Genomic DNA, 23569 nt, shown 5'->3' with positions numbered 1-23569 from the left:
CCGATGCTTGCCGACGCGAGACCCTGGGATCGACAGGGCGCGCTCCCGGGAGGCGAGCGATCAATCAGGCGTTACCGCTGCCTGACACCGAAACCTTTGGCGAGCTGCGGCGTTGAAGAGCGAAGGAGAACGCAGATGTCGATCCATTTCACGGTATCGGAACTGACAAGGAACCTTTTTCATTCCCTCGGGCTTGATCATGGGCGCGCGCCCCGGGCGCTCAATCCCGAAGAGACGCTGTTGCTGGAGTGTTACCTCGCCGGGCAAATCCCAGAATCGGCCTGGAACGATTACGTCTTCGAGACTCCAAGCCTTGCACGCCACGCCGAGGCGCGCCGCTCGAGCCATTGAATTTGGCGATCGCGAAAGGCCGGCCGGCGAGCAGGCAGCTACTGCTTGGGGGAAACAAATTTCAACGTGAAGACGTTGCCGCCGATCCCCTGTGCCAGCGCCGGTGAGAAATTGAGCGGTGTGCAGCTCTTCACGGCCGCGATGGCCGCATCGATAAATGACTTCCGTGCCTTTTCGTCACCGGCCACTTTGGCGGCCGTCGGCCGTGGCGGGCCGATAAGCGTGCCGTCGCGTTTGAGACTGAAACTCAGGGTCACGGTCGAGTTCCCGGCATCGCCGGGTGGTTTCCAGCATGCCAGGATCGCAGCCCCGACATCGTCCATTGTGTTGAGTGTCGCGGCGATCGACGGATAGACGACGGCTATCGACATCAAGCCCGCAATCACCAGTTTGGCGAAGCCTTTCATCACGAACCCTCATCTTCACGGCCGGCCTGCATACGCACCGACCGCCTGGGTAGATGTTAGGGCCGACATCCGCGATGGCAATATGCCTTGCTGGAAGTTGCTACCGTAAAAAACTTTTTCGTCGAGCCTGGCTGCGCCGGGCCGGTTGCAGCCATGCCGGCCTCAGCGTTCTCGGAAACAGGGTGCCATCAAAAACAAGACGTTTCCAAAAACAAAAAGGCCGGCGCTGAGCCGACCTTTCCTTTCACCTCGACGTTTGCGCCAGTACATCCGTGGTCGCGAGCCGAAAGCGAATTGCCCTCAGTAGACAGGCGATTGGTAAACGAAACCCTAACGGGCGGACCAGTTCATGCTGGCTAGTCAAGAAATCTGATCTTCTTGAAAGCCATCATCTCGCCCATGACGTTGTCGCTGCCATCGACCTGCTGGCCTGTTCCGACGGTGACCGTGACGCGCTTTCCCTTGAAGCGCGGCGGCATCGCGGCCTGCTCGTTCCAGTCTTTGCATTCGGGCGCGGCACACAGGCCGACTTGCTCGGCCTTCTTGCGATCGACAATCGTCAGGTAGCAATTGTCACCGCATTCAAAATTCCGAATGGTGCCTGTAATCGTCCGATCCTTGGCAAAGGACGGGCCGCACTGTCCCACGACAAGCACCGAAGCGGTGACGGCCAGGATCAGGAATTGTCGTTTCATCCGGGTAGCCTGCTGCAACAAGCGGAATGATGCAAGTATCGCGTCCTGCGAAAACCCTTGACCGGTACAAGACAGACCTCTGCTCGACCGAGAGCGACAGCCGCTATGCGACGGCTCTCAGCCTGGGCACGGCCAGCATGCCTTCCCCTCCACATTGGGAGCATGCCACGGTCTTTCCCGGGCAAGTGGCTTGATGCGTGCCCTGCGGACAGCAATGCCCCTTCGAGTCGCACCATTTCGAACAATCGAAAACCTGGCCGCCGCCATGGCAATGCGGGCACGATATCTTCACTGTGGTCATTGAACTCTACCCGACCCAAAATCCGCGCTGCCGCGAAACCGCCCCCACACCGCAAGTAGCAGAGATTGCTACGCTTTCAAGCGCCGCGGCCTGACTTAAATTGGGTAGATTCTGCCATTTCCCGCCGCCGGATTTTCACTGACCGTGTCAGGGCTCCCGGTCAAACGCTCCCCCCGCACGGATGCGCATCTCAGTGTCGTTCGATGTTTGGATAGCAACGCCCGTGCGATTGCTTGATGCAGGAAGGGGAACCGGACCCAAGGCACCAAAATATCTTTCCCGGTGCAGTCGAGCCTTCACCAGGACGTGATTTGATCACCGGCAATACGCGACACTTCGCGCTATCCGCAACATCCGCAGGTGGATATCCTCTGGTTGAGCTGCTTTATGCCGCCTCGGTAGGTTATTCTCATGTTTTCCCTCGCGCTCAACCGTATTTTGTCATGGGGTTGGCCGGCCATGGGCATACTGGCCATGGTCAGCGTGGCCCAGATGCTGTTGGGACTTCTGCGGCTGACGGGAGTCGTGGGCTGGGCGGAACACAACCGGCTGTTTCTGACGTGCATCCTGGCCGCGCTGGCGGCGTTGGCATGGCTTCTCGTGTTCCTTGGGAAGGCGCGCCGAAACAACCAGCTTCCAAAATCCCTGACCAAGTGGAGATGGCTGATGGACATTCTGGACCGCCTTACCAACCGCGCCGAACTTGAACGCCGCCTGGCGCAAGAGGTGGAAGCGATCTTCGTCGACGCCGAGGCGCTGGCAACCCAACTCAAGGCGAAGGTGGTGGGCGAAGACCGGATATGTGACGATCTGGCCGCACAAATCCGCCGCCGCCTCGCACTCACACAACGCGGCAAGCCGATAGGCGTCTTTCTCTTTGCCGGCCCCCCAGGCACAGGCAAGACCTGGCTTGGCAAGGTGCTGGCGGAGGCACTGGGCAGGAAACTGATCCATCTCGACATGGCGCAACATTCGGTAGGCACGTTCGGTGCGTCGTCGCTCTTCGGCAGTTCCAAGGGTTACATCGGCTCACGAACTTACGGGAGCCTGACAGCGGCGCTGCAGGACACGCCCGATGCGGTCGTCCTTTTGGACGAGATCGAAAAAGCGCATGGCGATATTCACAAGAAGTTCCTGACCGCCTGGAACGACGGCTTTGTCACCGAAAATTCCGACGGCAAACACATTCCGACGATACGCAACATATTTGTCCTGACCACCAACGCGGCGGTGGATGCCCTCGCGGACCTGTCGAAGCAGTACGCCAACGACCCCGATGCACTGCGCTCCGGCGCCGTCAGCGCTCTGCGCAATGCCGGTTTTGCCCCCGAAGTCCTGAATCGTATCGACCGGATTTTTGTTTTCGAACCACTGTCCGGCCTGGATGTCGCCCGCGTCGCTGCGCTGGAGATCGAACAGATGATCGCCGGCTATGGCCTGACAGTTGCCCAAGGCGGGATCGATCCGCAAGTTCTGTTGGACTTGATGAACAGGCAGAAGAAGATGGGTCACAGCGCGTCGTCGCGTGACCTGACGAGGGCAATTGAAGAATCCCTGGCCGACAGCCTGATCGCCGCAAAGCAGAACGGAGCCAAGGCCGTAGCGATCATTCAGCGCGATCAGGGTATCGTCGCCGAGCCTGCCGAGAGCGGCGAGACCGCTGTCGAGGGATCGCACGCATGAGCGAACCGGGCCTTCTGGTGCAGGCGGAACCGCAAGCTCACGGCGCCGGACAGAGCCTGTGGCACCGCGCTCCGGCATGGCGCAATCTCACTGTAGCCGCCTCGTTGCTGACTTTGGCGGCCGTAGCTGTACCGGTTCTGCTGCCTCAGCCTGCCGATACGGACCTTTCATCGCCGGCCCAACCATCTCGGGCCGCTTCGCTGCCTGCGCGGTCCGGGCCTGACACCGGGCTTGGTGTTCCGCTACAAAACGCGGCTGATCCTGGTTCGCAGGCACAAGCGCCCGCGGCCGGCCAGCCTGTTGGAACGATCGTGGTTTCGCCTGGTGTGCTGGTCAAGATCAACAGGCATAACCGCTTCAACCAGGGACAGGACTGGCCGATTTCGATCACGATCATCTCGCCGCCCAAGCATGGCACGATCTCCATCCAGGACGGGACGGCTCCGATCACATACCATGACGGAGTGATGCGCATGAGCGCCGTGAAGGATCTGTTCTACAAGTCGGACCCCGGCTACACCGGCGTCGATACATTCACATACAAGCGCGTCAGCGAGGATGAGGCGGATCCGCTTAACACCCACACCTATACGATGACCGTCTATGTGAAATAGACCGCATGGGGCCACGCTATTATGGCGCGCGTCGGCCGCCATCGAAAATCATCAGCCATGAAGAATTGGAAAGCCTGGTACGCCCAAGGGGAATCGAACCCCTGTTCCCGCCGTGAGAGGGCGGTGTCCTGACCGCTAGACGATGGGCGCGCTCAAGAACCGGCTACATAGGCTGGCGGCCGGAAAAAAGCAACCGAGCAGACACCGGAAAAGTGTCGTACGGTTTTCCGACAGAAATCCGCGACAGGAACAAAAGACCCGAGCGGGCATTTGTTGGCTTGCCGCTCGGGCTTCGGCGGCTTTGCGGGCTTTGCCCAAAGGCATTGGTCAGCCCTGCCGTTTCGGCTCGATCAGGTCCCAGAGATTGCCATGCAGATCAGCGAAAACCGCGACCGTTCCATAGGCTTCGAAGCGAGGCGCCTCACGGAATTCCACGCCCATTTCCAGCATCGCCTGGTGGTCGCGGGCAAAGTCGTCCGTTTCCAGGAACAGAAAAACCCGGCCGCCGGTCTGGTTGCCGATGCTCTTTCGCTGCGCCTCGTCGGATGCCTCGGCAAGAAGCAGCCTGACGCCCTGCCCGTTGGCGGGGGCCACCGTCACCCAGCGCTTGCCGCCGCCGAGATCGACATCCTCGAGCAGGAGAAACCCCAAGCGGCCGACATACCAGGCGATTGCCTCGTCATAGTCGGCGACGACCAGCGCCACGGTCGCGACACGACGATGTTCGGCGAAACCGGTCATATCAGCGGCAAACCTTTTGCTGCTCAGCGGCGAACCTTTTTGCAGCTCTACCTATTTGTTGCGGATCGCGAACTGGCCGATCAGGCGGCGCGCGGCGATGTCGTAGATGAAGATGGCGCGGCTGCCGTCGACGAGTTCGGCATCGATCGACAGGCGATTGCCTGAAAGCGACTGGCTGATCACCTTGGCGCCCACGGGCAGGACGATGTCGCCACTGACCGGTTCGCCGGCTGGCGCCTGGAAATCGCCTACCGGCGGCGTGGCCGATGGCGCATTGCGCGCTTTGTAGACAAGGGCGCCAATCACCACCATAAGGGCGAGGAACAGAATGCCGAGATTGATGACGATGAAGCGGACGAGTTTCTTCCGCACCTTTTCGACCGCGGGGTCGAGCGGCTTCTCTTCGTCTTCCTCGGCGATTGGCCTGGCCATGCGAAACAGTTCCGGAACGATTTTCGATGAGCGCTCATAGCGAAGAGCCCCGACAATTCATAGAGGCGACGCCAACCCTGCTGGAAACAGGTGCAGATGCGGCCGGCCAGCGCCTCGACCAATGGCTCGCGGGCAAGCTCGGGCCGGACATGTCGCGCAGCCGCGTGCAGATGCTGATCCGGCAAGGAGCGGTGTCGATCAACGGCAGGCCTGTCGACGAAACCAAGCGCAAGATGGCGGCCGGCGAGAGCGTGTCGGTCGTCATGCCCGAACCCGAGCCCGCGGAACCGCAGGGAGAGAACATCGCGCTCGATGTGCTGTACGAGGATGACGCGCTGATCGTCATCAACAAGCCGGCCGGGCTTGTCGTGCATCCCGGCGCCGGCAACTGGACCGGCACCTTGGTCAACGCGCTGATCCATCACTGCGGGGATAGTCTGTCGGGCATAGGCGGCGTGCGCCGGCCGGGCATCGTCCACCGTCTCGACAAGGAAACCAGCGGCGTCATGGTGGTGGCCAAGACCGACCGCGCCCACAAGGCGCTGTCGGAGGCCTTTGCCGACCATGGCCGGACCGGCGACCTCGAACGCGCCTACCTCGCTTTGGTATGGGGCATACCGCAGCGGCCGACCGGTACGGTCGACGCCCCCCTCGGCCGCGCCGCCGACCGGGTGCGTCGTGCCGTGGTCCCGGAAGGGCGCGACGACGCCCGCCATGCCGTGACCCACTTTGCCGTGCGGGAGCAGTTCGGCGAGCACCAGCGGGAATTCGCCACAGCGAGCCTGGTCGAATGCCGGCTGGAAACCGGCCGCACCCACCAGATCCGCGTCCACATGGCCCATATCGGCCATCCTGTTATTGGCGACCCTGACTACGGCCTGGCCTTCCGCACCAAGGCCAATCGGCTTCCGGAACCCCTGAAAAGCCAGGTCAAGGCATTTTCCCGCCAGGCCTTGCATGCCTGGCTCCTTGCATTTCGTCACCCCGATACCCATTTACCTCTGAGGTTCGAGGCGCCGATACCGGGGGACATGGAGGAACTCGTCGGCGGCTTCCGCAATCTCTGACCTGCCATCAACAAGCTCGAAACCAGCCATCAAAAAACCTGACTGGCATTGTTCACTTCAGCGTGACACACTGTTTCGTGTTGAACAAATGCCTGTCTTTTCTGGTTTTGTTCCTGTATAAGATCTGATGTCGCGAGCGAGCCTTTTGGTGCTCGCGTCACATGCCCGCCGCGTTTCGGGGGCATCACTCCAATAGAGAGGGGGCGCTATCATGGCCCAGTCACTACCCAGTATCGTTTCCGGTGAAGGCGGCCTCAGCCGCTATCTGGAAGAAATCCGCCGCTTTCCGATGCTTCAGCCGCAGGAAGAGTACATGCTCGCCAAGCGTTATGCCGAGCATGAAGACACGTCCGCCGCGCACAAACTCGTCACCAGCCACCTTCGGCTCGTCGCCAAGATCGCCATGGGCTATCGCGGCTACGGCCTGCCGATCGGCGAGGTGATCTCGGAAGGCAATGTCGGCCTGATGCAGGCCGTCAAGAAATTCGAACCCGAGCGCGGCTTCCGCCTCGCGACCTATGCCATGTGGTGGATCAAGGCCTCGATCCAGGAATACATCCTGCGCTCGTGGAGCCTGGTCAAGATGGGCACGACCGCCAACCAGAAGCGGCTGTTCTTCAACCTGCGCAAGGTGAAGGGCAAGATCCAGGCTCTGGACGACGGCGACCTCAAGCCCGACCAGATCGCCGAGATCGCCACGCGTCTCAACGTGTCCGAAGCCGAAGTGGTATCGATGAACCGCCGCCTGTCGGGCGACGCCTCGCTGAACGCGCCGATCCGCGCGACGGAAGGCGAGTCCGGCGAATGGCAGGACTGGCTGGTCGACGACCACGAAAGCCAGGAAGAGATGCTCATCGAGCAGGACGAGCTGGAAAACCGGCGCAGCATGCTGTCGGGCGCTCTTGCCGTGCTCAACGAGCGCGAGCGGCGCATCTTCGAGGCCCGTCGCCTCGCCGATGAGCCGTTGACGCTGGAAGAGCTGTCGGCCGAGTTCGACATCAGCCGCGAGCGCGTGCGCCAGATCGAGGTGCGCGCCTTCGAAAAGGTGCAGGACGCGGTCAAGGCCGCCGCCAAGCGCCAGACCCAGGCGCTGCGCACGATCGAGGCCCAGCCGGCGGCGTAAAGCCGGTTCAGCCAGGAAATATCAGGCGGCGTCGGGAAACCGGCGCCGCTTTTTTATTGGCGAAACCGGCGAAACAGCCTCTTTCTCCCCGTCCTTATACGGGGAGAAATGTCCGGCAGGACAATGAGGGGCGGCACTGAGGTTGGGAGATTTTCAGAGCATCGCAGCCGGGCGCGACCATCGTCAACGCTGGCGCCGCCCCTCATCCGGCTGCCGCCACCTTCTCCCCGTATAGGGACGGGGAGAAGGGGCTGACCTCACAACCCATCCAGCGGGAACTTCAGATACCGTCTCCCATTGGCTTCCGGCTCGGGCAGGCGACCGCCATTGATGTTGACCTGAAGCGCATGCAGGATCAGCCGCGGCATCGGCAATGTCCGGTCGCGCGCCTCGCGCAACGCGACGAACTCGGCCTCGCTGTGGGCGGCGACCAGATGAATATTGCCGGCCTTCTGCGCGGCCACGGTGCTTTCCCACAGGGGTTCGCGGCCGCCGGCCTGGTAATCATGGCCGACGAAGACGCGTGTCTCGTCCGGCAAGGCAAGAATATCCTGGATCGAGCGCCACAGCCGCGCCGCGCTGCCGCCGGGAAAATCCGCTCTTGCGGTGCCGCTGTCGGGCATGAACAGCGTGTCGTGCACGAAAGCGGCGTCTCCAACCACATAGGTGATGGAGGCCAGCGTATGCCCCGGCGAAAACAGCACCTTCACCGGGAGCGTGCCGATCCGAAACACTTCGCCCTCGCTGAACAGCCTGTCCCACTGCGAGCCGTCCGCCGGAAAATCCGGCCAGTTGTAGATCACCTTCCACAAGGCCTGAACCTCGATGACCCTGTCGCCGATCGCCGTCGGCGCCCCGGTCTTCTCCCTGAGGTAATGCGCCGCCGAGAAATGGTCGGCATGCGGGTGGGTATCGAGAATCCATTCGAGCACCAGCCCATTCTCACGGATGAAATCGAGCAGCGCATCCGCGCTCCTCGTTGCCGTGGCGCCGGATTTCTCGTCGAAGTCGAGGGTCGGATCGATGATGGCGCATCGCTTCGTCGCCGGGTCGGCGACGACATACTGGATGGCACCGGTCGGCTTGTCGTAAAAGCCGGTGACGCGCGGCTTGGCCAAAGCGATGTCCATGTCCGGTGTCCTTGCCCTTGCTCCGACAGGAATGATTTTCCTTATCGGGACGAAATTAGAGCATGGTCATCTAGCAGAACATAACCGTCAAGCACGCCTTTGCAGAAACGGCGCGTAGATCGAAAAAGTCATGGAAAGCGGAGGCGCCGGCCGCCGGCGTCGAAGCTCATCCGCCCGCCGGCACCTTCTCCCTGTGGAACGGGGAGAAGGGAGAAGCTCAGGCTGAAGGCTGCTTGGTCTTCCTGAGATAAGGCAGGATCGTCTCATAGGCGCCGAAGCGCTTGATCGCATCTTCGTTGGAAACGGCGGCGGTGATGATGACGTCCTCGCCCTGCTTCCAGTTCGCCGGCGTCGCCACCTGATGCTTGGCGGTAAGCTGCATGGAATCGACCGCGCGCAGGATCTCGTCGAAGTTGCGGCCCGTGGTCATCGGGTAGGTCAGCACCAGCTTGATCTTCTTGTCCGGCCCGATGACGTAGACCGAACGCACCGTGGCGTTGTCGGCGGGCGTGCGGCCCTCCGAGGTCTCCCCCGCGCCGGCCGGCAGCATGTCATAGAGCTTGGCGACCTTGAGGTCCTTGTCGCCGATCAGCGGGTAATGCACCGAATGACCGGTCGCCGTCTTGATGTCGGCCTGCCACTTGTCGTGGCTCGCGACCGGATCGACGGAGATGCCGATGATCTTGACGTTGCGCTTCTTGAACTCGCCTTCCAGCCCCGCCATCGTGCCGAGCTCGGTCGTGCAGACCGGCGTGAAATTCTTCGGATGGCTGAAAAGTATCGCCCAGCCGTCGCCGATCCAGTCATGGAACGATATCGTTCCCTGCGTGGTCTCGGCGGAGAAGTCCGGCGCGATATCGTTGATACGAAGGCTCATGGCACATTTCCCCTGTAGCTAATCTGGTCGGCAGTCAGCGCGGCAGGCGGCACACCATGCCGCCATCAAGGCGCCCACGCCCCGCCATCGCCGCATCTTAGCGCAAAAATCACGACCGCAAGATAATATGAAACTCTTGTCGGCGGCGGAATGAGCATATTCATGCCGCCGTTGCCGCCGGCATACAAGAACCTTCCATGCCGCAAAGCGATCCGCGCCGGCTCAGGCCTTGTTGATCGCTAGCGTCGCCGTCAGATCTTCCATGCGCTGCGCCAGCGCGCCAAGCGCGTTGGTCAGCACGCTGTCGTTCTTATCGGCTTTGGTGAGCGCCTCGTCGCGCGTCTTGCGCAGCGTCAGCACTTCGCTCTCCATGCCCTTGACGCGCTTCTGCAGCTCGGAGAGCTCGTCCATCACCATGATGCCGGCCATGACGGTCAGCCGCTGATCGCCGATCTCGCCGAAGGAATCCTTCAGATGCGAGACATAGCGGTCGAAGCGTTCGGCAAGGTCGATCAGATGCTCTTCCTGGCCTTCGTCGCAGGCCATGCGATACTGCTTGCCGTCGATTGAAACCGTGACCTGTGCCATGGGCCAGCTCCTATCTGTCCAACACGGCGCGGATGGTTTCCATCGCGGTCACCAGCCGTCGCGATACTTCCTTGTTGGCGTCTTCCAGCCGCTCGGCGCGCGCCTCGGAATTGTCGAGCTCCTGCGCCAGTCGCGAACGGTCGGCGTTCATCCGCTGCACTTCGGCCTCGGCTTCCGAATAGTCGCGCTCATGCTCCAGCTTGGCCGCGACGGCATTTTCCAGCCCCTCGATGGCCTTGCCCAGCCTGGCGATGACTTCCTTGAGAGTGGTTTCCCCGGTCATGGCTTTCGTCCTGCCCTGCCCATCACCGAATCGTTCGCGTTCAGAACGCGTTATCCCGGAAACATTAGGCACCGGGTGAAGGCGGCGTCAACAAAGCTCTCGCGACTGTCCCCCGCTAACGCTAATGTAGGCTGGCCGACGGCATCACAAGGCCGGCAAATATGCACCCGATTTGTTGACTAAAAGCCCGCGCCTGCTATGTGTCGCGCACCCTTTTCAAGGGCTCTCCCAAGCCCCCAAACCCCCACCCTGGAGGAACCATGACGTCGCGTGAACAACATGACCGGATGGCCAATGCGATCCGTTTTCTCTCCATGGACGCTGTCGAGAAGGCGAATTCCGGCCATCCCGGCCTGCCCATGGGCTGCGCCGATATCGCCACGGTGCTGTTCACCCGCTTCCTGAAATTCGACCCCAAGGCCCCGCACTGGGCCGACCGCGACCGTTTCATCCTGTCGGCCGGTCACGGCTCGATGCTGCTCTACTCGCTCCTCTACCTGACCGGCTATGAGGACATGACGATCGACCAGATCAAGCATTTCCGCCAGCTGGGTTCCAAGACCGCCGGCCATCCCGAATACGGCCATGCCACCGGCATCGAGACGACGACCGGCCCGCTCGGCCAGGGTCTCGCCAACTCGGTCGGTTTCGCGCTCGGCGAGCGCATCATGAACGCCGCCTTCGGCAACGATCTCGTCGACCACTACACCTATGTGCTGGCCGGTGACGGCTGCCTTATGGAAGGCGTTTCCCAGGAAGCCATCGCGCTGGCCGGGCACCTCAAGCTCAACAAGCTGATCGTCTTCTGGGACAACAACAACATTTCGATCGACGGCCCGGTCTCGCTCGCCGACAACACCGACCAGGTCGCCCGCTTCCAGGCATCCGGCTGGAACGCCAGCCATATCGACGGCACCGATCCCGAGGCCATCGCCTATGCCATCGAGGCTGCCCGCCACTCCGACAAGCCGACCATGATCGCCTGCAAGACGACCATCGGCTTCGGCGCCCCGACCAAGGCCGGCACCAACAAGGCGCACGGCTCGCCGCTCGGCGCCGACGAGATCGCCGGCGCGCGCAAGTTCTTCAACTGGGACTCGCCGCCCTTCGAAATCCCGGCCGACATCCTCGACGCCTGGCGCGCGGCCGGCAAGACCGGCGCCAAGCCGCGCGCCGACTGGGAAGGCCGCCTCGCCAAGGCCGACGCCAAGCTGAAGGGTGAATTCGAACGCCGCCTCGCCGGCAAGCTGCCGTCCAATTTCGATGCCGTCATCGCCGACTACAAGAAGAAGCTCTCGGCCGACAAGCCGAAGGTCGCCACCCGCAAATCTTCGGAAATGGCGCTGGAAGTGATCAACGGCGTGGTGCCTGAGACCATCGGCGGCTCCGCCGACCTCACCGGCTCCAACAACACCAAGACCAGCCAGACCAAGAACATCACGCCGGACGATTACGGCCAGCGCTACGTCCATTACGGCATCCGCGAGCATGGCATGGCGGCCGCCATCAACGGCTTGACGCTGCATGGCGGCCTCATCGCCTATGGCGGCACGTTCCTGTGCTTCTCCGACTATGCGCGCCCCTCGATGCGCCTTGCCTCGCTGATGGGCATCCGCTCCATCTTCGTCATGACCCATGATTCCATCGGTCTGGGCGAGGACGGCCCGACACACCAGCCGGTCGAGCACATGGCGGCGCTGCGCGCCATCCCCAACCACAACGTCTTCCGTCCGGCCGACGCGGTGGAAACCGCCGAATGCTGGCAGATCGCGCTCGAATCCGAAAAGACGCCGTCGACGCTGGCTCTCACCCGCCAGAACCTGCCGACGGTGCGCACCGAACATTCGGCCAAGAACCTCTCGAGCCAGGGCGCCTACGAACTGGCCGCGGCCAGCGGCGAGGCGGCCGTCACCATCTTCGCCACCGGTTCCGAGGTCGAGATCGCGCTCGGCGCCCGCGATTTGCTGGAAAAGCACGGCCACCCGACCCGGGTCGTGTCGGTGCCCTGCTTCGAACTGTTCGACAAGCAGAGCGACGACTATCGCGCCAAGACGATCGGCAACGCGCCGATCAAGATGGCGATCGAGGCCGGCATCCGCCAGGGCTGGGATCACCTCATCGGTTCGGACGGCATCTTCATCGGCATGACCGGTTTCGGCGCCTCGGGCACCATCGAACAGCTCTACCCGCATTTCGGCATCACCGCCGAGGCGGCGGCCAAGGCGGCGGAAGCCCGGCTGCACGCCAAGTAAGACTTGGCCAGGCCACAGACGCAGCCGATGGCGGCGTCTGTGGCCTGGACCAACCTAATCGATTTAAATCCACGCCTTCGCGACTGGATTCTTGCGCCGTCCGCCGCTATGAAGCTGCGGACCATCCGTCTGCCTTCCAGCTCCCAGGGAGAGAAAAATGACCGTCAGAGTTGCCATCAATGGATTTGGCCGCATCGGCCGCAACATCCTGCGCGCCATCCACGAATCCGGCCGCAAGGACATCCAGGTCGTCGCCGTCAACGATCTCGGCCCGGTCGAGACCAATGCGCATCTCCTGCGCTACGACAGCGTGCACGGCCGCTTCCCGCATGAGGTTTCGGTCGATGGCGACCAGATCTCCGTCGGCAAGGAGAAGTTCAAGGTCACCGCCATCAAGGATCCGTCCCAGCTGCCGTGGAAGGAACTGGGCATCGACATCGCGCTCGAATGCACCGGCATCTTCACCGCCCGCGACAAGGCCGCCGCGCATCTGACCGCCGGCGCCAAGCGCGTCATCGTCTCGGCGCCCGCCGAAGGCGCCGACCTCACCGTCGTCTACGGCATCAACCACGACAAGCTGACCAAGGACCACATCGTCATCTCGAACGCGTCCTGCACCACCAACTGCCTGGCGCCGCTGGCCGCCGTGCTGCACGAGACGGTCGGCATCGAAAAGGGCATGATGACGACGATCCACTCCTACACCGGCGACCAGCCGACGCTGGACACCATGCATAAGGATCTCTACCGCGCCCGCGCCGCCGCCCTGTCGCAGATCCCGACTTCGACTGGTGCCGCCAAAGCGATCGGCCTCGTCCTGCCCGACCTCAAGGGCAAGCTCGACGGCATCTCGATCCGCGTGCCGACCCCCAATGTCTCGGTCGTCGACTTCAAGTTCATCGCCAAGCGCTCGACCACAGCGCAGGAGATCAACGAGGCAGTCATCGCGGCCTCGAACGGCAAGCTCAAGGGCGTGCTGTCGGTCACCCATCACCCGAACGTCTCGATCGATTTCAACCACGATCCGCATTCCTCGATCGTGGCGCTCGACCAGACCAAGGTCATGGACGGCAACTTCGTTTCCGTTCTGTCCTGGTACGACAATGAATGGGGCTTCTCGAACCGCATGAGCGACACCGCTGTCGCCTTCGGCAAGACCATCGCCTGATTACGGACCGTTCTTTTCAAGACCTGAAACGCCCGGCTTCGTCCGGGCGTTTTTCGTTAGCTGGAGCAGCAATCCTAAAATCGCTGAAAATCAGCGGCATAGGCCAAAAAACCACCCTGCCGCCTTGCACTGGCCATGCCTTCGCCCCACTCTCACGTAAAGCCGGAAACAGAGGACTTCGAGGGGCAAATCACGGATGGAGCATGCGATCTATCTCGTCACGCTGGTCGGCACGGCGCTGGTTGTCGCCGCCGCGTTTTCGAGCCTGATCGCCTTCCGCTTCGGCGCACCCCTTCTTCTTCTGTTTCTCTGCATCGGACTGGCCACCGGCACCGACGGCCTCGGCATCGAATTCGACAATGCCCGCGTCGCCTATTTTTCCGGCTCACTGGCGCTGGCCATCATCCTGTTCGATTCCGGTTTCGGCACGCCGCTCAACGCCTTGCGGCAGGCGGCCGGGCCGGCCCTGTCGCTGGCGACCTTCGGCGTCATCCTCACCACGGGCCTGTTCGGCGCCGCCGCCTATTATCTGCTTGATCTGAGCTGGCTGGAATCCTTCCTGCTCGGCGCCGCCGTCGCCTCCACCGATGCGGCGGCCGTCTTCTTCCTGCTGCGCGCCGGCGAGATCAATCTGCGCGAGCGCGTGCGCTCCACGCTCGAAGTGGAATCCGGCACCAACGATCCGATCGCCATCTTCCTGACCATCACCCTGGTCGAGATCATCGCCGCCCACGCAAATCCCGAGGCCAATGTCCTGGTCACCAACCTTGTCCTCGGCTTCCTGCTCAACATGGGGCTCGGCGCCGTGGTCGGCGTGCTCGGCGGCCTTGGCATCGTGCGCCTCGTCGACCGGCTCAATCTCGACCATGGCCTGCTGCCGATCTTCGTGCTGACCTTGTCGCTGATGGTCTTCGCCGCCGCCGGCGCCATCGGCGGTTCAGGCTTTCTCGCCGTCTATCTGGCCGGGCTGATCGCCGGCAATTCCGACATCCGCGCCGTCACCATCCTGAAGCGTTTCCAGGACGGCATGTCGTGGCTGGCGCAGATCATCATGTTCCTGATCCTAGGCCTGTTCGCGACGCCCTCGCAGTTTCCCGCGATCATGCTGCCGGCGATCGCGCTCGGCCTGTTCCTGATGTTTGTCGCGAGGCCCGTCGCGGTGTGGCTTTGCCTGATCCCGTTCCGCCTGCCGCGCCCGGAGGTCGCCTTCGTCTCCTGGGTCGGTCTGCGCGGCGCCGTGTCGATCCTGCTTGCCATAACCCCGTTGCTCGGCGGGCTGGAGAATGGCCGCACCATCTTCAACGCGGCCTTCATCATCGTGCTGGTGTCGCTGGTGATCCAGGGCTGGACCGTCGGCCCGCTGGCACGGCGCCTCGGCCTGATCGTGCCGGCGCGGCTCGGACCGCTGGACAAGGTCGAGCTTGAGCTCCCCGGCTCGGCCCATCACGAGCTTCTCGCCTACCGTGTCGCGCCCGGCAGCCCGGTGGCGCGCGGCGAGCGCATTCCGCGCTGGGCACGGCCCTCGCTGGTGCTGCGCGACGGTCGCTCCATGCGCTTCCAGGACATGGGCCGGCTCGCCGCCGGCGACCAGGTCTACATCTTCGTGCCGGACCGCTATCCGCGTCTGCTCGACAAGCTGTTCGCCAGCCGCGCCGTGGTCGATCCCGAGGATGCCGATTTCTTCGGCGCTTTCGCTGTCGATCCAGCACGCTCCGCAGCGGAACTGGAAGCGGCTTACGGTCCGGGCCTGACAGATGCCGAGCAGAAGCTCACCATCGGCGCACTGGTCACGGCGCGCCTTGGCGGCCATGCCGAATATGCCGACCGCGTGCTCATCGGTCCTGTCGAGCTGATCGTCAGGGATGTCGACGACAAGGGCAGGATATCGGGCCTGGGCCTGTCCTTCGAACCGACCGCGCCGGTGGCGAGGGTGCCGGTGTTCCTCAGCGCCGGCGAGATGGGCGACCGCCTCGGCGCCTTCATCCGAAACTGGCGCAAGCCGCCCGCGACTCATGAAGCGGCGCAGGAAGGCGAAGTACCCGAGCCGCCGATCGGAAAAGCGACAACGGGGAACTGACGGCGGCTTCGTTAGGCCGCCGCTGCCCGACAGGCGTTCACGGACTATGTCCCCGCCCGCTCCAAAATTTCGCACGGCGCCCCCGTCAAAGCCTTGCATCGTCAGCGATGCGGGGTATGGTCCCGGCGATTTTCCAAGGGAAAGGGACCGGCATGGCTGCCTTCAAGACACTGGACGATATCGGCAACATCAGCGGCAAGCGCGTGCTGGTGCGCGTCGACCTCAACGTTCCCGTCGCCGACGGCAAGGTCACCGACGCCACCCGCATCGAGCGCATCGCGCCGACCATCGCCGAATTGTCCGGCAAGGGCGCCAAGGTCATCCTGCTCGCCCATTTCGGCCGGCCCAAGGATGGCCCCTCGCCCGAATTCTCGCTGGAGCCGATCGCCAGAGCCACAGCTGAGGTGCTCGGCCGACCTGTCGGCTTCACCAGCGACTGCGTCGGCGACGCGGCTGGCAGCGCCGTCGCGGCCATGAACAAGGGCGACGTGCTGCTCTTCGAAAACACCCGCTTCTACAAGGCCGAGGAGAAGAACGACCCGGCTTTCACCGAAAGGCTCGCCGCCAATGGCGACATTTTCGTCAATGATGCCTTTTCCGCCGCCCACCGGGCGCACGCCTCGACCGAAGGCCTGGCGCGCCTGTTGCCGGCCTTTGCCGGCCGCACCATGCAGGCCGAGCTCGAAGCCTTGGAGAAAGGCCTAGGCAACCCGGTCCGTCCGGTCGTCGCCATCGTCGGTGGCGCCAAGGTCTCGACCAAGATCGATTTGCTGATGAACCTTGTGAAGAAGGTCGACGCGCTGGCGATCGGCGGCGGCATGGCCAACACTTTCCTTGCCGCGCGCGGCACCGATGTCGGCAAGTCGCTGTGCGAGCATGATCTGGCCGCGACCGCCAAGCAGATCATGATCGAGGCGGCCGAAGCCGGCTGCGCCATCATCCTGCCGGTCGATGGCGTCGTCGCCAGGGAATTCAAGGCGGGTGCGGCCTGCGAAACCGTCGCCATCGCTGACGTGCCGGCGGACGGCATGATCCTCGACGTCGGCGAAAAGACCGTGAAGACCGTCGGCGAATGGATCGACCGCGCCGCGACGCTGGTCTGGAACGGCCCGCTCGGCGCCTTCGAGATCGAGCCTTTCGACCATGCGACGGTTGCCGCGGCCAGGCACGCTGCCGCGCGCACCAAGGCCGGCAAGCTTGTTTCCGTGGCCGGCGGCGGCGATACGGTGGCGGCGCTCAACCATGCCGGCGTCGCCGACGACTTCACCTATGTCTCGACCGCCGGCGGCGCTTTCCTCGAATGGATGGAAGGCAAGCCTTTACCTGGCGTCGACGTGCTGAAGCGCTAAAGCGCTCGCGGCCCAAGCAACGATCCGATCAACTCGTGGAGCCGGCGGCAATGTCGGCTCCTTTCAATCGATTCGAGCTTTCCCGCGTCATTCCTTTGGCGGTAGTGTTCTGCTAGGCGCAGACCAACCGGTTCAGGAGAAGCATGATGAGCGAACGTCTCGAAGACATTGCCGCCGCGATCGTGGCCAGCGGCAAGGGGCTGCTGGCCGCCGACGAAAGCTCGGGCACCATCAAGAAGCGTTTCGACGTCATCGGCGTCGAATCGACGGCCGACAGCCGCCGCGATTACCGCGAGATGATGTTCCGCGCCACGAACGCGATGACGAAGTACATTTCCGGCGTCATCCTCTATGATGAGACCATCCGTCAGAAGGCGGCCGACGGCACGCCGCTGGTCGACATCATCAAGGCGGCGGGCGCTATCCCCGGCATCAAGGTCGACGCTGGCGCCAAGCCGCTGGCCGGCTTCCCCGGCGACACGATCACGGAAGGGCTGGACGGCCTGCGCGAGCGGCTGGCCGACTATTACAAGCTCGGCGCCCGCTTCGCCAAATGGCGGGCGGTGATCGACATCGACACCGGCAAGGGCGTGCCCTCGGCCACCGCGATCAGCGCGAACACCCATGCGCTCGCCCGCTATGCCGCCCTTTGCCAAGAGGCCGGGATCGTGCCGATCGTCGAGCCGGAAGTGCTGATGGACGGCGCCCACGACATCGACACCTGCTACCAGGTCTCGAAAGCGACGCTGACAAAGCTCTATGACGAACTCTACGCGGCCCGCGTCGTGCTCGAAGGCACGATCCTGAAGCCCAACATGGTGTTGTCGGGAAAGAAATCGGGCACGATGGACAGCCCCGAGCAAGTCGCCGAGAAGACGATAAAGCTGTTCCGAGAGACGGTGCCGGCGGCGGTGCCGGGCATCGCCTTCCTTTCCGGCGGCCAGGAAGACGAGGAGGCGACCGCCAACCTCAACGCCATCAACGCCATCGGCCCGCACCCGTGGAAGCTGACCTTCTCCTATGGCCGCGCACTGCAGGCGGCACCGCAAAAGGCGTGGAGCGGCAAAGCCTCCAACGTCGCCGCCGGCCAGGCCGCCTTCACCCATCGCGCCCACATGAATTATCTGGCCGCGCTTGGAAAATGGCAGCCGGCCCTGGAAAACGCCGCCTGAGCATCAGCGATATCGCCATCGAGACCCGGACCAGGCGCCCGGGTTCTGCTTGTCAGGCCTGAGGATTGGGCCAGAACTTGGGATGGAGCCCGGCCATCCTTATCTCCTCTGCGGCATTTCCGACCGCGATGTCGGATTACGCCCGTCCCGAACGTCCTTGGGATGACCGACAGGGAGAGGCATATGCATCGCAACAAGGCCGTATCGCGCGAGGACTGGTTTCTGGCGCACAAGGCGCATCTGGCGCGCGAGAAAGAACTCACACATCTGCGCGAACGCGTCGCTGCCGAACGGCGGGAATTGCCATGGCTGAAGCTGCGCAAGGACTATGTCTTCGAGACCGAGCAGGGACCCAGGAAACTGGCCGATCTCTTCGGCTGCCGCAGCCAGCTGATCGTCTATCACTTCGTGTTCGCGCCGGGCTCCACCCATCACTGCGAAAGCTGCGCCTTCGTCGCCGACCACATGGACGGCGCCAACCGCCACCTCAGGCATCATGACGTCTCGCTGGTTGCCGTATCCCGGGCGCCGCTTGCCGAACTGTTGCCCTACAAGCAGCGCATGGGTTGGAAATTCGACTGGGTGTCCTGCTACGCCTCGGATTTCAACTTCGACATGCAGGTCTCCTTCACCGACCGGCAGATCGCCTCGGGCGAAGCGGTCTACAATTTCGAGACGCCGGTGCTGACATCGAAGGACCTGCCGGGAACCACCGTCTTCTACAAGGGCGAAGCCGGCGACATCTACCTCACCTTCATGTCGCGCGCCCGGGGCAGCGAGCAGTTCATCGGCGCCTATCAATATCTCGACATGGCCCCAAAAGGCAGGGACGAACCCGGCCCCTACAAGACATCGATGGACTGGGTGCGCCTGCACGACGAGTACGAAACCAGGTCACGACCGGACGACGCATGACGCAGGGACATCTTTCGGGAGCCCAGCGATCCGTTCACCCCGGGCGAAACATGCGCTAAGCCTGTCGCTGTTCATGTGACGGTTCTGCTCATGCCCATCCCGGCCTTCCTCACTTGGCTCGCCTTCCCCGTCTATGTCTGGCAGGGGCTTGGCGTACGCCGCCGCACTTCCCGCATGCTGCCGGCGCAGGGGCCGGTCATGCACGAGCTTGCCGGCAAGGCGCCTGCTATCTCGCTGCTGGTGCTGGGCGATTCCTCGGCCGCGTCGGTCGGCATCGGCAATTCCGAGAACGGGCTCGCGGCGCAACTGGCAATGCTGATCGCCCAGCGCACCGGCCGTTCCGTGCGCTGGCGCGCCGCCGGCTTCAATTCGGCGACCTCGGGCCAGATCCGCGACCACGTCCTGCCGAACCTGTCCGCCGATCTATGGACGCACATCGTGCTTGCCATAGGCACCAACGACACCAAGAATTTTCATTCCGTGCCGCGCTTCAAGAAGGAGTTCGGCGGCCTGCTCTACGGTCTGCGCGCCAAATGGCCGGAGGCGCGCGTGGTGTGGTCGCCAGTGCTGGAATTCACCCGCGCGCCGGCCATGCCGTCGCTGCTTGGCAAAATCCTCGAAGTCCGCGCCACGGCGATGAACCGCATGGGCGAGCGCCTTTGCCGGGAGCGCGGCGCGGTGCCGGCGCCGCGGCTGCCGATCACCAATCCCGAACAGGGCTTTGCCACCGACGGGTTTCATGCCTCCGAGGCCGGCTACCGTGCCTGGGCCGAGCATCTTGTCGGCCAGGTGCTTTGCGACTGACCATCGGCAGCCGAAGGCCCCGTGTCAGAAGGCCTAGGTCAGATGCCCGAGCACGGCCGCCAGCGAGATTGCCGCCATGGCAAGCAGCGCCAGCTTCCAGAAATCGCTGCGGCGCTTCAACCCCGGCCAGCCCAGCGGCTTGATGAGCTGGATGACCATGAAGCCGATGATGACAAGGGCGAGCAGTTTCGTCATGCCGCCTTTGACCAGCAACGTGGTTGGTTGTCAAAATCTGCATCCAATCTGAACGACAATGCGGGCCGGAGACTTCAATGTCTCCTATCAGCCGAGCCCGCTTTCGGCCGTCTAAGGCGCGTTCTGGAGGATGCAGGAGCGCGCACCGCGCAGGTCATAGATCCTCACTGTCGGGGCGACGTAGCCATAATCCCCGTATGGTTTCGAAAATTGTGCCGCGACATGGCTGTCGAGACAGCGAAACATGCCGGCAAGCTCGTATATTTCCTGGTCTTGCCCGCTCAGCCCGCCGCCGCGCAAGTATCGCTGAAACTTCAACGATACAAGGTAATCCGCTGACGAGAGATCCCGGTAGTCCTCGGTTATCGATGCCGGTTCCCCCATGGGATAATCCACCACGAAATGCGTGATGCCTTGCTTTTCAAGAAAGCGCATCGCTTCAAAGCGGGTATCTGTTTGCCGATCCAGGTTCGCGACATAGGCCATGCCGGCATGCGCGCTGGCAACCAAGGCGACAAGTCCAACGCCGATAGCCGCCAGCCGGCTTCGAGGCGTGATCGACCTCGAACAAGCGATACCGGCGGCCAGCAGCAGGTAGACGACAACCGGCAGGATGTAGCGCATCTGGCCGACGAGTTTGAGCGGCGAGAGCTCAAGCATGAAGAGCCAGATGAACGCCCCACCGGCGTAGGCGGCGACATATTTGTTACGGTCGGCGATGATGGCGACCGCGATCGCGCCAAGGGCGATAGCCAGGGTCGGCAAGGTGAGGCTGGGGATGAGATGGTAGCGGAAATGCGTGAGCCCATAGCCCTCCCAGAACCACTCCTTAAGGTCGTGGCCCTTTTCAGCGTGTATCAGTTCGACGCGAAGGCCATTGATCACCGTTGACAGCCCGCTCCCCTTTTCGGTCAACATCGAAGCGCCAAAAATGGCGACCACCGTCAGAGCGTCGGTGCCGGCAACGATAATGCTTTGCCGGAGACTGAGACGGCAGACGACGATCGCCACGACAAAGAGAACGAGGCTGTTGCCGGCGCCAACATATTTCGCCGTCACGGCGAGCCCGAGCGCAAAACCGAAATAGACAAGATTTGCTGTGTTGACCTGCTCCTTCAGCCGCACCAGCGCATGCAGCCCGGCACAGATGGCGAAGACCAGGACCGCGTCTTCCTTGAAGTAATGCGCATGAACGGCGATGGCGGGCGATATCGCGAAAACACACGCCCACAGGAAGGCGTTGCCGCTGTCCGCATGGCGTCGCAAGACGGCATAGAAGAGGATGCTTGCGGCAACGGAGGCTACGGCGCTGACACTGCGGCCGACCAGCAGATAGTCATGGTCAACAGACGCGCCCGAAAGCCACCCAGCGAAGCGGGCCAGTATGATCAGCAACGGCGGGTGCGCATAATTATGGTGCTGCCCTGCTGCAAAGGCCACCTTGATTGGCTCGTCCGGGTGGATTCCGTACGGAAAGTCGAGATTGTAGAAAGCCAGTAAGGCCGAGATCACCGCCAGCACCAGGATAGCCAGCACCTGGGAATCGCTTCGCCGCGCCAGATCCGCCCATCCGGTTTGCCTGATCGATTGGCTGACGGTCATGGCTTGGCAGCAGGGGAGAGGCGTTTCGACATTCGGCTTTTTGATCAGCAACACGCCAGCCTGTCAAAGCCTCTCATTCGTCGCCGTCTGATGACAATAGTGCATTCGTTGTCGCTCTATTGATGAATAACAGTCGTCCTTGGACTTGCTGCGGTGAGACACGACGACAGCGAGATACGAGGCTGTCCGTCAGGAGCGGCATCAATCGAAGCTATCGCCGGGAGCCCTGACAGCCTCCTGACAGACTGCTGTCAGGAGGGGTGTGCGATAGTGCCTCCATCAGAGAGAGCGAGAGAGAGGAGACAGGGTCATGAACGGTTTTACCATTCTGCGCGGCGTGCAGCATTATGTCGGCAAGGTTCGCACCATGCGCAACGAGATCCGTACGCAGCGTTTCATGGACAATTTGCCCGCGGATATCCGCAAGGATATCGGCTGGCCGGACATGTATGCCGAGCGCCGCCGCCACGGCAACTGAGACTATTTTTTCAGCACCAATATTGGATGTGACCGGATCAGCGCCCAGATAAGGGGTCCGGCACGCGTGGGATGGAGCGAGCTTATGCCCGAACAGAAGACGATCGGCTTCCTTTTCATCGAAGGCTTTGCCGACTGGGAGTATGGGCTTCTGGCTGCATCGGCGACGGAATGGTTCGGCGCGCGCGCCGTCTCCCTGACGCCGGATGGCAAGCCCGTGAAGGGGATAAGCGGCTTTCGGCTATCGCCCGACCGCTCCACCAGTGCCGATGAGAATGGCGACCTCGATGCCGTCGCCGTCATCGGATCCGACACCTGGGCGGGCGACGCGCCTCCCGACGTGACTGAACTGCTTGGCGCCGTCGCCTCGCGCGGCGGCGTGGTCGGCGGCATATGCGCGGGCACACTGGCGCTGGCCCGGGCCGGCATGTTCGAAAAGGCCAGGCACACGAGCAACGGCCGCGACTGGATCAATGGTCATGAAGCCGGCTATGCCGGCGACGGCAATTACCAGGACGTGCCGCATGCGGTGGCCGATGGCAGGATCGTCTCCGCGCCGGGATCGGCGCCGGGCACCTTCGCACTGGCTTTCCTGAAAACGCTTTATCCCGAGAGAAGCGGCGATATCGCTCATATGCGGACCCTTTTCGCCAAGGAGTATGGTGAAGCCTCCTGACAGAATGCTGTCAGGAGGGGCGTGCGATGGTGACACAATGCGCAGGGGCGAGGGCCGAAAGGGCTGTCGATGAAAAGCTGGAACGACAGGCTGAACACGCCGGACATAAACGGCATCAAACCGACGCCGCGCACCATGAGTGACGTCGTCGAGGGTCAGCCGATGCTGGTGCCGACCGCACGTCAGGTCGACGATTTCATCCGCTCCATACCCGAAGGCGTCGAGATGGACGTGCGCGCGCTGCGCACGGCTCTTGCCATCGAACATGGCGCGGAAGTGACATGCCCTGTCACGATCGGCTATCATCTGCGCACCGTCGCCGAAGCCGCCCACGAGGATCTCGAGCGCGGTTTGACCCTGAGCGACATCGCGCCGTTCTGGCGTGTGCTCGACGCGAGGACGCCGACAACGGGTAAACTGTCCTTCGGCGCGGAATTCGTTGCCGCGCAGCGCCGGCGCTAAGGATTGAAGCCATAATGCATGCCGCCCGAAAGCGGGACCGGTTCCGGGACCGCGGCAGGCATGAGAATGACACCGGGAGACCATACGATGCGACGCGCCGACAGGCTTTTCCAGATCGTGCAGCATCT

At 62.8% G+C, this 23569-nt stretch carries 25 protein-coding genes and 1 tRNA gene; 15 read left to right on the top strand and 11 right to left on the bottom strand.

The annotated features are described in order from the left end of the window. Positions 1-135: 135 nt before the first annotated feature. Positions 136-351, top strand: coding sequence for a hypothetical protein (locus J0I79_RS13200; protein ID WP_292858827.1), 216 nt, complete (start codon positions 136-138; stop codon positions 349-351). A 38-nt stretch (positions 352-389) separates the two neighbouring features. Here J0I79_RS13200 and J0I79_RS13195 read toward each other — a convergent pair whose 3' ends face one another. After that, positions 390-758: a hypothetical protein gene (locus J0I79_RS13195; protein ID WP_292858824.1), complete on the bottom strand. Its 369-nt coding sequence runs from the start codon at positions 756-758 to the stop codon at positions 390-392. Positions 759-1114: 356 nt separating this feature from the next. After that, entirely contained in the window at positions 1115-1474 is a 360-nt protein-coding gene (locus tag J0I79_RS13190) for a hypothetical protein (protein WP_292858821.1), read from the bottom strand. Between the two features lie 691 nt (positions 1475-2165). On the opposite strand from J0I79_RS13190, the gene J0I79_RS13185 reads away from it, so the two are divergent. Then, positions 2166-3437, top strand: a complete 1272-nt coding sequence (locus tag J0I79_RS13185; protein WP_292858818.1) for an AAA family ATPase — start codon at positions 2166-2168, stop codon at positions 3435-3437. A 311-nt stretch (positions 3438-3748) separates the two neighbouring features. Further along, on the top strand, positions 3749-4051 hold the full coding sequence (locus tag J0I79_RS13180) for a hypothetical protein (RefSeq protein ID WP_292858815.1): 303 nt from the start codon (positions 3749-3751) through the stop codon (positions 4049-4051). A 75-nt stretch (positions 4052-4126) separates the two neighbouring features. On the opposite strand, the gene J0I79_RS13175 is transcribed toward J0I79_RS13180, so the two are convergent. From J0I79_RS13175 to J0I79_RS13165, 3 genes are all read right to left on the bottom strand, one after another. Next, positions 4127-4201: transfer RNA gene (locus J0I79_RS13175), tRNA-Glu, on the bottom strand. Positions 4202-4378: 177 nt separating this feature from the next. After that, positions 4379-4792 (bottom strand): VOC family protein, encoded by a 414-nt coding sequence (locus tag J0I79_RS13170; RefSeq protein ID WP_292858813.1) that lies wholly within the window; start codon positions 4790-4792, stop codon positions 4379-4381. Between the two features lie 51 nt (positions 4793-4843). Next, on the bottom strand, positions 4844-5224 hold the full coding sequence (locus J0I79_RS13165) for a fimbrial protein (protein WP_292858811.1): 381 nt from the start codon (positions 5222-5224) through the stop codon (positions 4844-4846). Between the two features lie 26 nt (positions 5225-5250). Here J0I79_RS13165 and J0I79_RS13160 point away from each other — a divergent pair, with 26 nt between their 5' ends. Next, complete coding sequence (locus tag J0I79_RS13160; protein ID WP_292858809.1) at positions 5251-6291, top strand: RluA family pseudouridine synthase; 1041 nt, start codon at positions 5251-5253, stop codon at positions 6289-6291. A 211-nt stretch (positions 6292-6502) separates the two neighbouring features. Further along, complete coding sequence (gene rpoH / locus J0I79_RS13155; protein WP_292858807.1) at positions 6503-7414, top strand: RNA polymerase sigma factor RpoH; 912 nt, start codon at positions 6503-6505, stop codon at positions 7412-7414. A 257-nt stretch (positions 7415-7671) separates the two neighbouring features. On the opposite strand, the gene J0I79_RS13150 is transcribed toward rpoH, so the two are convergent. From J0I79_RS13150 to J0I79_RS13135, 4 genes are all read right to left on the bottom strand, one after another. Next, on the bottom strand, positions 7672-8544 hold the full coding sequence (locus J0I79_RS13150) for an MBL fold metallo-hydrolase (RefSeq protein ID WP_292858804.1): 873 nt from the start codon (positions 8542-8544) through the stop codon (positions 7672-7674). 217 nt (positions 8545-8761) lie between these two features. Then, positions 8762-9421, bottom strand: coding sequence for a peroxiredoxin (locus J0I79_RS13145; RefSeq protein WP_292858802.1), 660 nt, complete (start codon positions 9419-9421; stop codon positions 8762-8764). A 222-nt stretch (positions 9422-9643) separates the two neighbouring features. Further along, the gene (locus J0I79_RS13140; protein ID WP_292858799.1) at positions 9644-10009 is read right to left on the bottom strand and encodes a cell division protein ZapA; all 366 of its coding nucleotides are present in this window, start codon (positions 10007-10009) and stop codon (positions 9644-9646) included. Positions 10010-10019: 10 nt separating this feature from the next. Continuing rightward, positions 10020-10292 (bottom strand): DUF4164 domain-containing protein, encoded by a 273-nt coding sequence (locus tag J0I79_RS13135; protein ID WP_006200774.1) that lies wholly within the window; start codon positions 10290-10292, stop codon positions 10020-10022. A gap of 260 nt (positions 10293-10552) precedes the next feature. Between J0I79_RS13135 and tkt the strand changes: the two genes are divergently transcribed. The 7 genes from tkt (at position 10553) to J0I79_RS13100 (ending at position 20029) form a co-directional block, all read left to right on the top strand. Further along, positions 10553-12544, top strand: a complete 1992-nt coding sequence (gene tkt, locus J0I79_RS13130) for a transketolase (RefSeq protein ID WP_292858796.1) — start codon at positions 10553-10555, stop codon at positions 12542-12544. Positions 12545-12701: 157 nt separating this feature from the next. Beyond that, the gene (gap, locus tag J0I79_RS13125; RefSeq protein ID WP_292858793.1) at positions 12702-13712 is read left to right on the top strand and encodes a type I glyceraldehyde-3-phosphate dehydrogenase; all 1011 of its coding nucleotides are present in this window, start codon (positions 12702-12704) and stop codon (positions 13710-13712) included. 196 nt (positions 13713-13908) lie between these two features. Further along, entirely contained in the window at positions 13909-15789 is a 1881-nt protein-coding gene (locus J0I79_RS13120) for a potassium/proton antiporter (RefSeq protein ID WP_292858790.1), read from the top strand. Between the two features lie 152 nt (positions 15790-15941). Then, positions 15942-17138, top strand: a complete 1197-nt coding sequence (locus J0I79_RS13115) for a phosphoglycerate kinase (RefSeq protein ID WP_292858788.1) — start codon at positions 15942-15944, stop codon at positions 17136-17138. 146 nt (positions 17139-17284) lie between these two features. Beyond that, a complete protein-coding gene (locus J0I79_RS13110; protein WP_292858785.1) occupies positions 17285-18310 on the top strand; it encodes a class I fructose-bisphosphate aldolase in 1026 nt (341 codons plus the stop codon). Between the two features lie 183 nt (positions 18311-18493). After that, on the top strand, positions 18494-19225 hold the full coding sequence (locus J0I79_RS13105; protein WP_292858783.1) for a thioredoxin family protein: 732 nt from the start codon (positions 18494-18496) through the stop codon (positions 19223-19225). A 90-nt stretch (positions 19226-19315) separates the two neighbouring features. Continuing rightward, positions 19316-20029, top strand: a complete 714-nt coding sequence (locus J0I79_RS13100) for an SGNH/GDSL hydrolase family protein (protein WP_292858886.1) — start codon at positions 19316-19318, stop codon at positions 20027-20029. Between the two features lie 33 nt (positions 20030-20062). Here J0I79_RS13100 and J0I79_RS13095 read toward each other — a convergent pair whose 3' ends face one another. Next, entirely contained in the window at positions 20063-20224 is a 162-nt protein-coding gene (locus J0I79_RS13095; RefSeq protein ID WP_292858782.1) for a hypothetical protein, read from the bottom strand. A gap of 111 nt (positions 20225-20335) precedes the next feature. After that, positions 20336-21877, bottom strand: coding sequence for a glycosyltransferase family 39 protein (locus tag J0I79_RS13090; RefSeq protein ID WP_292858781.1), 1542 nt, complete (start codon positions 21875-21877; stop codon positions 20336-20338). A gap of 259 nt (positions 21878-22136) precedes the next feature. Between J0I79_RS13090 and J0I79_RS13085 the strand changes: the two genes are divergently transcribed. The 3 genes from J0I79_RS13085 to J0I79_RS13075 all read left to right on the top strand — a co-directional run bounded on the left by J0I79_RS13085 (position 22137) and on the right by J0I79_RS13075 (position 23441). Then, positions 22137-22304, top strand: coding sequence for a hypothetical protein (locus J0I79_RS13085; RefSeq protein ID WP_292858779.1), 168 nt, complete (start codon positions 22137-22139; stop codon positions 22302-22304). An 84-nt stretch (positions 22305-22388) separates the two neighbouring features. Continuing rightward, complete coding sequence (locus J0I79_RS13080; protein ID WP_292858777.1) at positions 22389-22979, top strand: DJ-1/PfpI family protein; 591 nt, start codon at positions 22389-22391, stop codon at positions 22977-22979. A 69-nt stretch (positions 22980-23048) separates the two neighbouring features. Further along, on the top strand, positions 23049-23441 hold the full coding sequence (locus J0I79_RS13075; RefSeq protein ID WP_292858773.1) for a hypothetical protein: 393 nt from the start codon (positions 23049-23051) through the stop codon (positions 23439-23441). Positions 23442-23569 lie beyond the last annotated feature (128 nt).

Source organism: Mesorhizobium sp. (assembly GCF_017306585.1).
Lineage (GTDB): Bacteria > Pseudomonadota > Alphaproteobacteria > Rhizobiales > Rhizobiaceae > Mesorhizobium.
Note: the sequence above shows the minus strand (reverse complement) of the source record. Positions and strands in the feature narration are given on the sequence as shown.

Bases quoted from the DNA above. Each gene is read 5' to 3' on its own strand.
- J0I79_RS13200 (WP_292858827.1), top strand. From the start codon at position 136: ATGTCGATCCATTTCACGGTATCGGAACTGACAAGGAACCTTTTTCAT.
- J0I79_RS13195 (WP_292858824.1), bottom strand. From the start codon at position 758: ATGAAAGGCTTCGCCAAACTGGTGATTGCGGGCTTGATGTCGATAGCC.
- J0I79_RS13185 (WP_292858818.1), top strand. From the start codon at position 2,166: ATGTTTTCCCTCGCGCTCAACCGTATTTTGTCATGGGGTTGGCCGGCC.
- J0I79_RS13170 (WP_292858813.1), bottom strand. From the start codon at position 4,792: ATGACCGGTTTCGCCGAACATCGTCGTGTCGCGACCGTGGCGCTGGTC.
- J0I79_RS13165 (WP_292858811.1), bottom strand. From the start codon at position 5,224: ATGGCCAGGCCAATCGCCGAGGAAGACGAAGAGAAGCCGCTCGACCCC.
- J0I79_RS13160 (WP_292858809.1), top strand. From the start codon at position 5,251: ATGAGCGCTCATAGCGAAGAGCCCCGACAATTCATAGAGGCGACGCCA.
- rpoH (WP_292858807.1), top strand. From the start codon at position 6,503: ATGGCCCAGTCACTACCCAGTATCGTTTCCGGTGAAGGCGGCCTCAGC.
- J0I79_RS13150 (WP_292858804.1), bottom strand. From the start codon at position 8,544: ATGGACATCGCTTTGGCCAAGCCGCGCGTCACCGGCTTTTACGACAAG.
- J0I79_RS13145 (WP_292858802.1), bottom strand. From the start codon at position 9,421: ATGAGCCTTCGTATCAACGATATCGCGCCGGACTTCTCCGCCGAGACC.
- J0I79_RS13140 (WP_292858799.1), bottom strand. From the start codon at position 10,009: ATGGCACAGGTCACGGTTTCAATCGACGGCAAGCAGTATCGCATGGCC.
- J0I79_RS13135 (WP_006200774.1), bottom strand. From the start codon at position 10,292: ATGACCGGGGAAACCACTCTCAAGGAAGTCATCGCCAGGCTGGGCAAG.
- tkt (WP_292858796.1), top strand. From the start codon at position 10,553: ATGACGTCGCGTGAACAACATGACCGGATGGCCAATGCGATCCGTTTT.
- gap (WP_292858793.1), top strand. From the start codon at position 12,702: ATGACCGTCAGAGTTGCCATCAATGGATTTGGCCGCATCGGCCGCAAC.
- J0I79_RS13120 (WP_292858790.1), top strand. From the start codon at position 13,909: ATGGAGCATGCGATCTATCTCGTCACGCTGGTCGGCACGGCGCTGGTT.
- J0I79_RS13115 (WP_292858788.1), top strand. From the start codon at position 15,942: ATGGCTGCCTTCAAGACACTGGACGATATCGGCAACATCAGCGGCAAG.
- J0I79_RS13110 (WP_292858785.1), top strand. From the start codon at position 17,285: ATGAGCGAACGTCTCGAAGACATTGCCGCCGCGATCGTGGCCAGCGGC.
- J0I79_RS13105 (WP_292858783.1), top strand. From the start codon at position 18,494: ATGCATCGCAACAAGGCCGTATCGCGCGAGGACTGGTTTCTGGCGCAC.
- J0I79_RS13100 (WP_292858886.1), top strand. From the start codon at position 19,316: ATGCCCATCCCGGCCTTCCTCACTTGGCTCGCCTTCCCCGTCTATGTC.
- J0I79_RS13095 (WP_292858782.1), bottom strand. From the start codon at position 20,224: ATGACGAAACTGCTCGCCCTTGTCATCATCGGCTTCATGGTCATCCAG.
- J0I79_RS13085 (WP_292858779.1), top strand. From the start codon at position 22,137: ATGAACGGTTTTACCATTCTGCGCGGCGTGCAGCATTATGTCGGCAAG.
- J0I79_RS13080 (WP_292858777.1), top strand. From the start codon at position 22,389: ATGCCCGAACAGAAGACGATCGGCTTCCTTTTCATCGAAGGCTTTGCC.
- J0I79_RS13075 (WP_292858773.1), top strand. From the start codon at position 23,049: ATGAAAAGCTGGAACGACAGGCTGAACACGCCGGACATAAACGGCATC.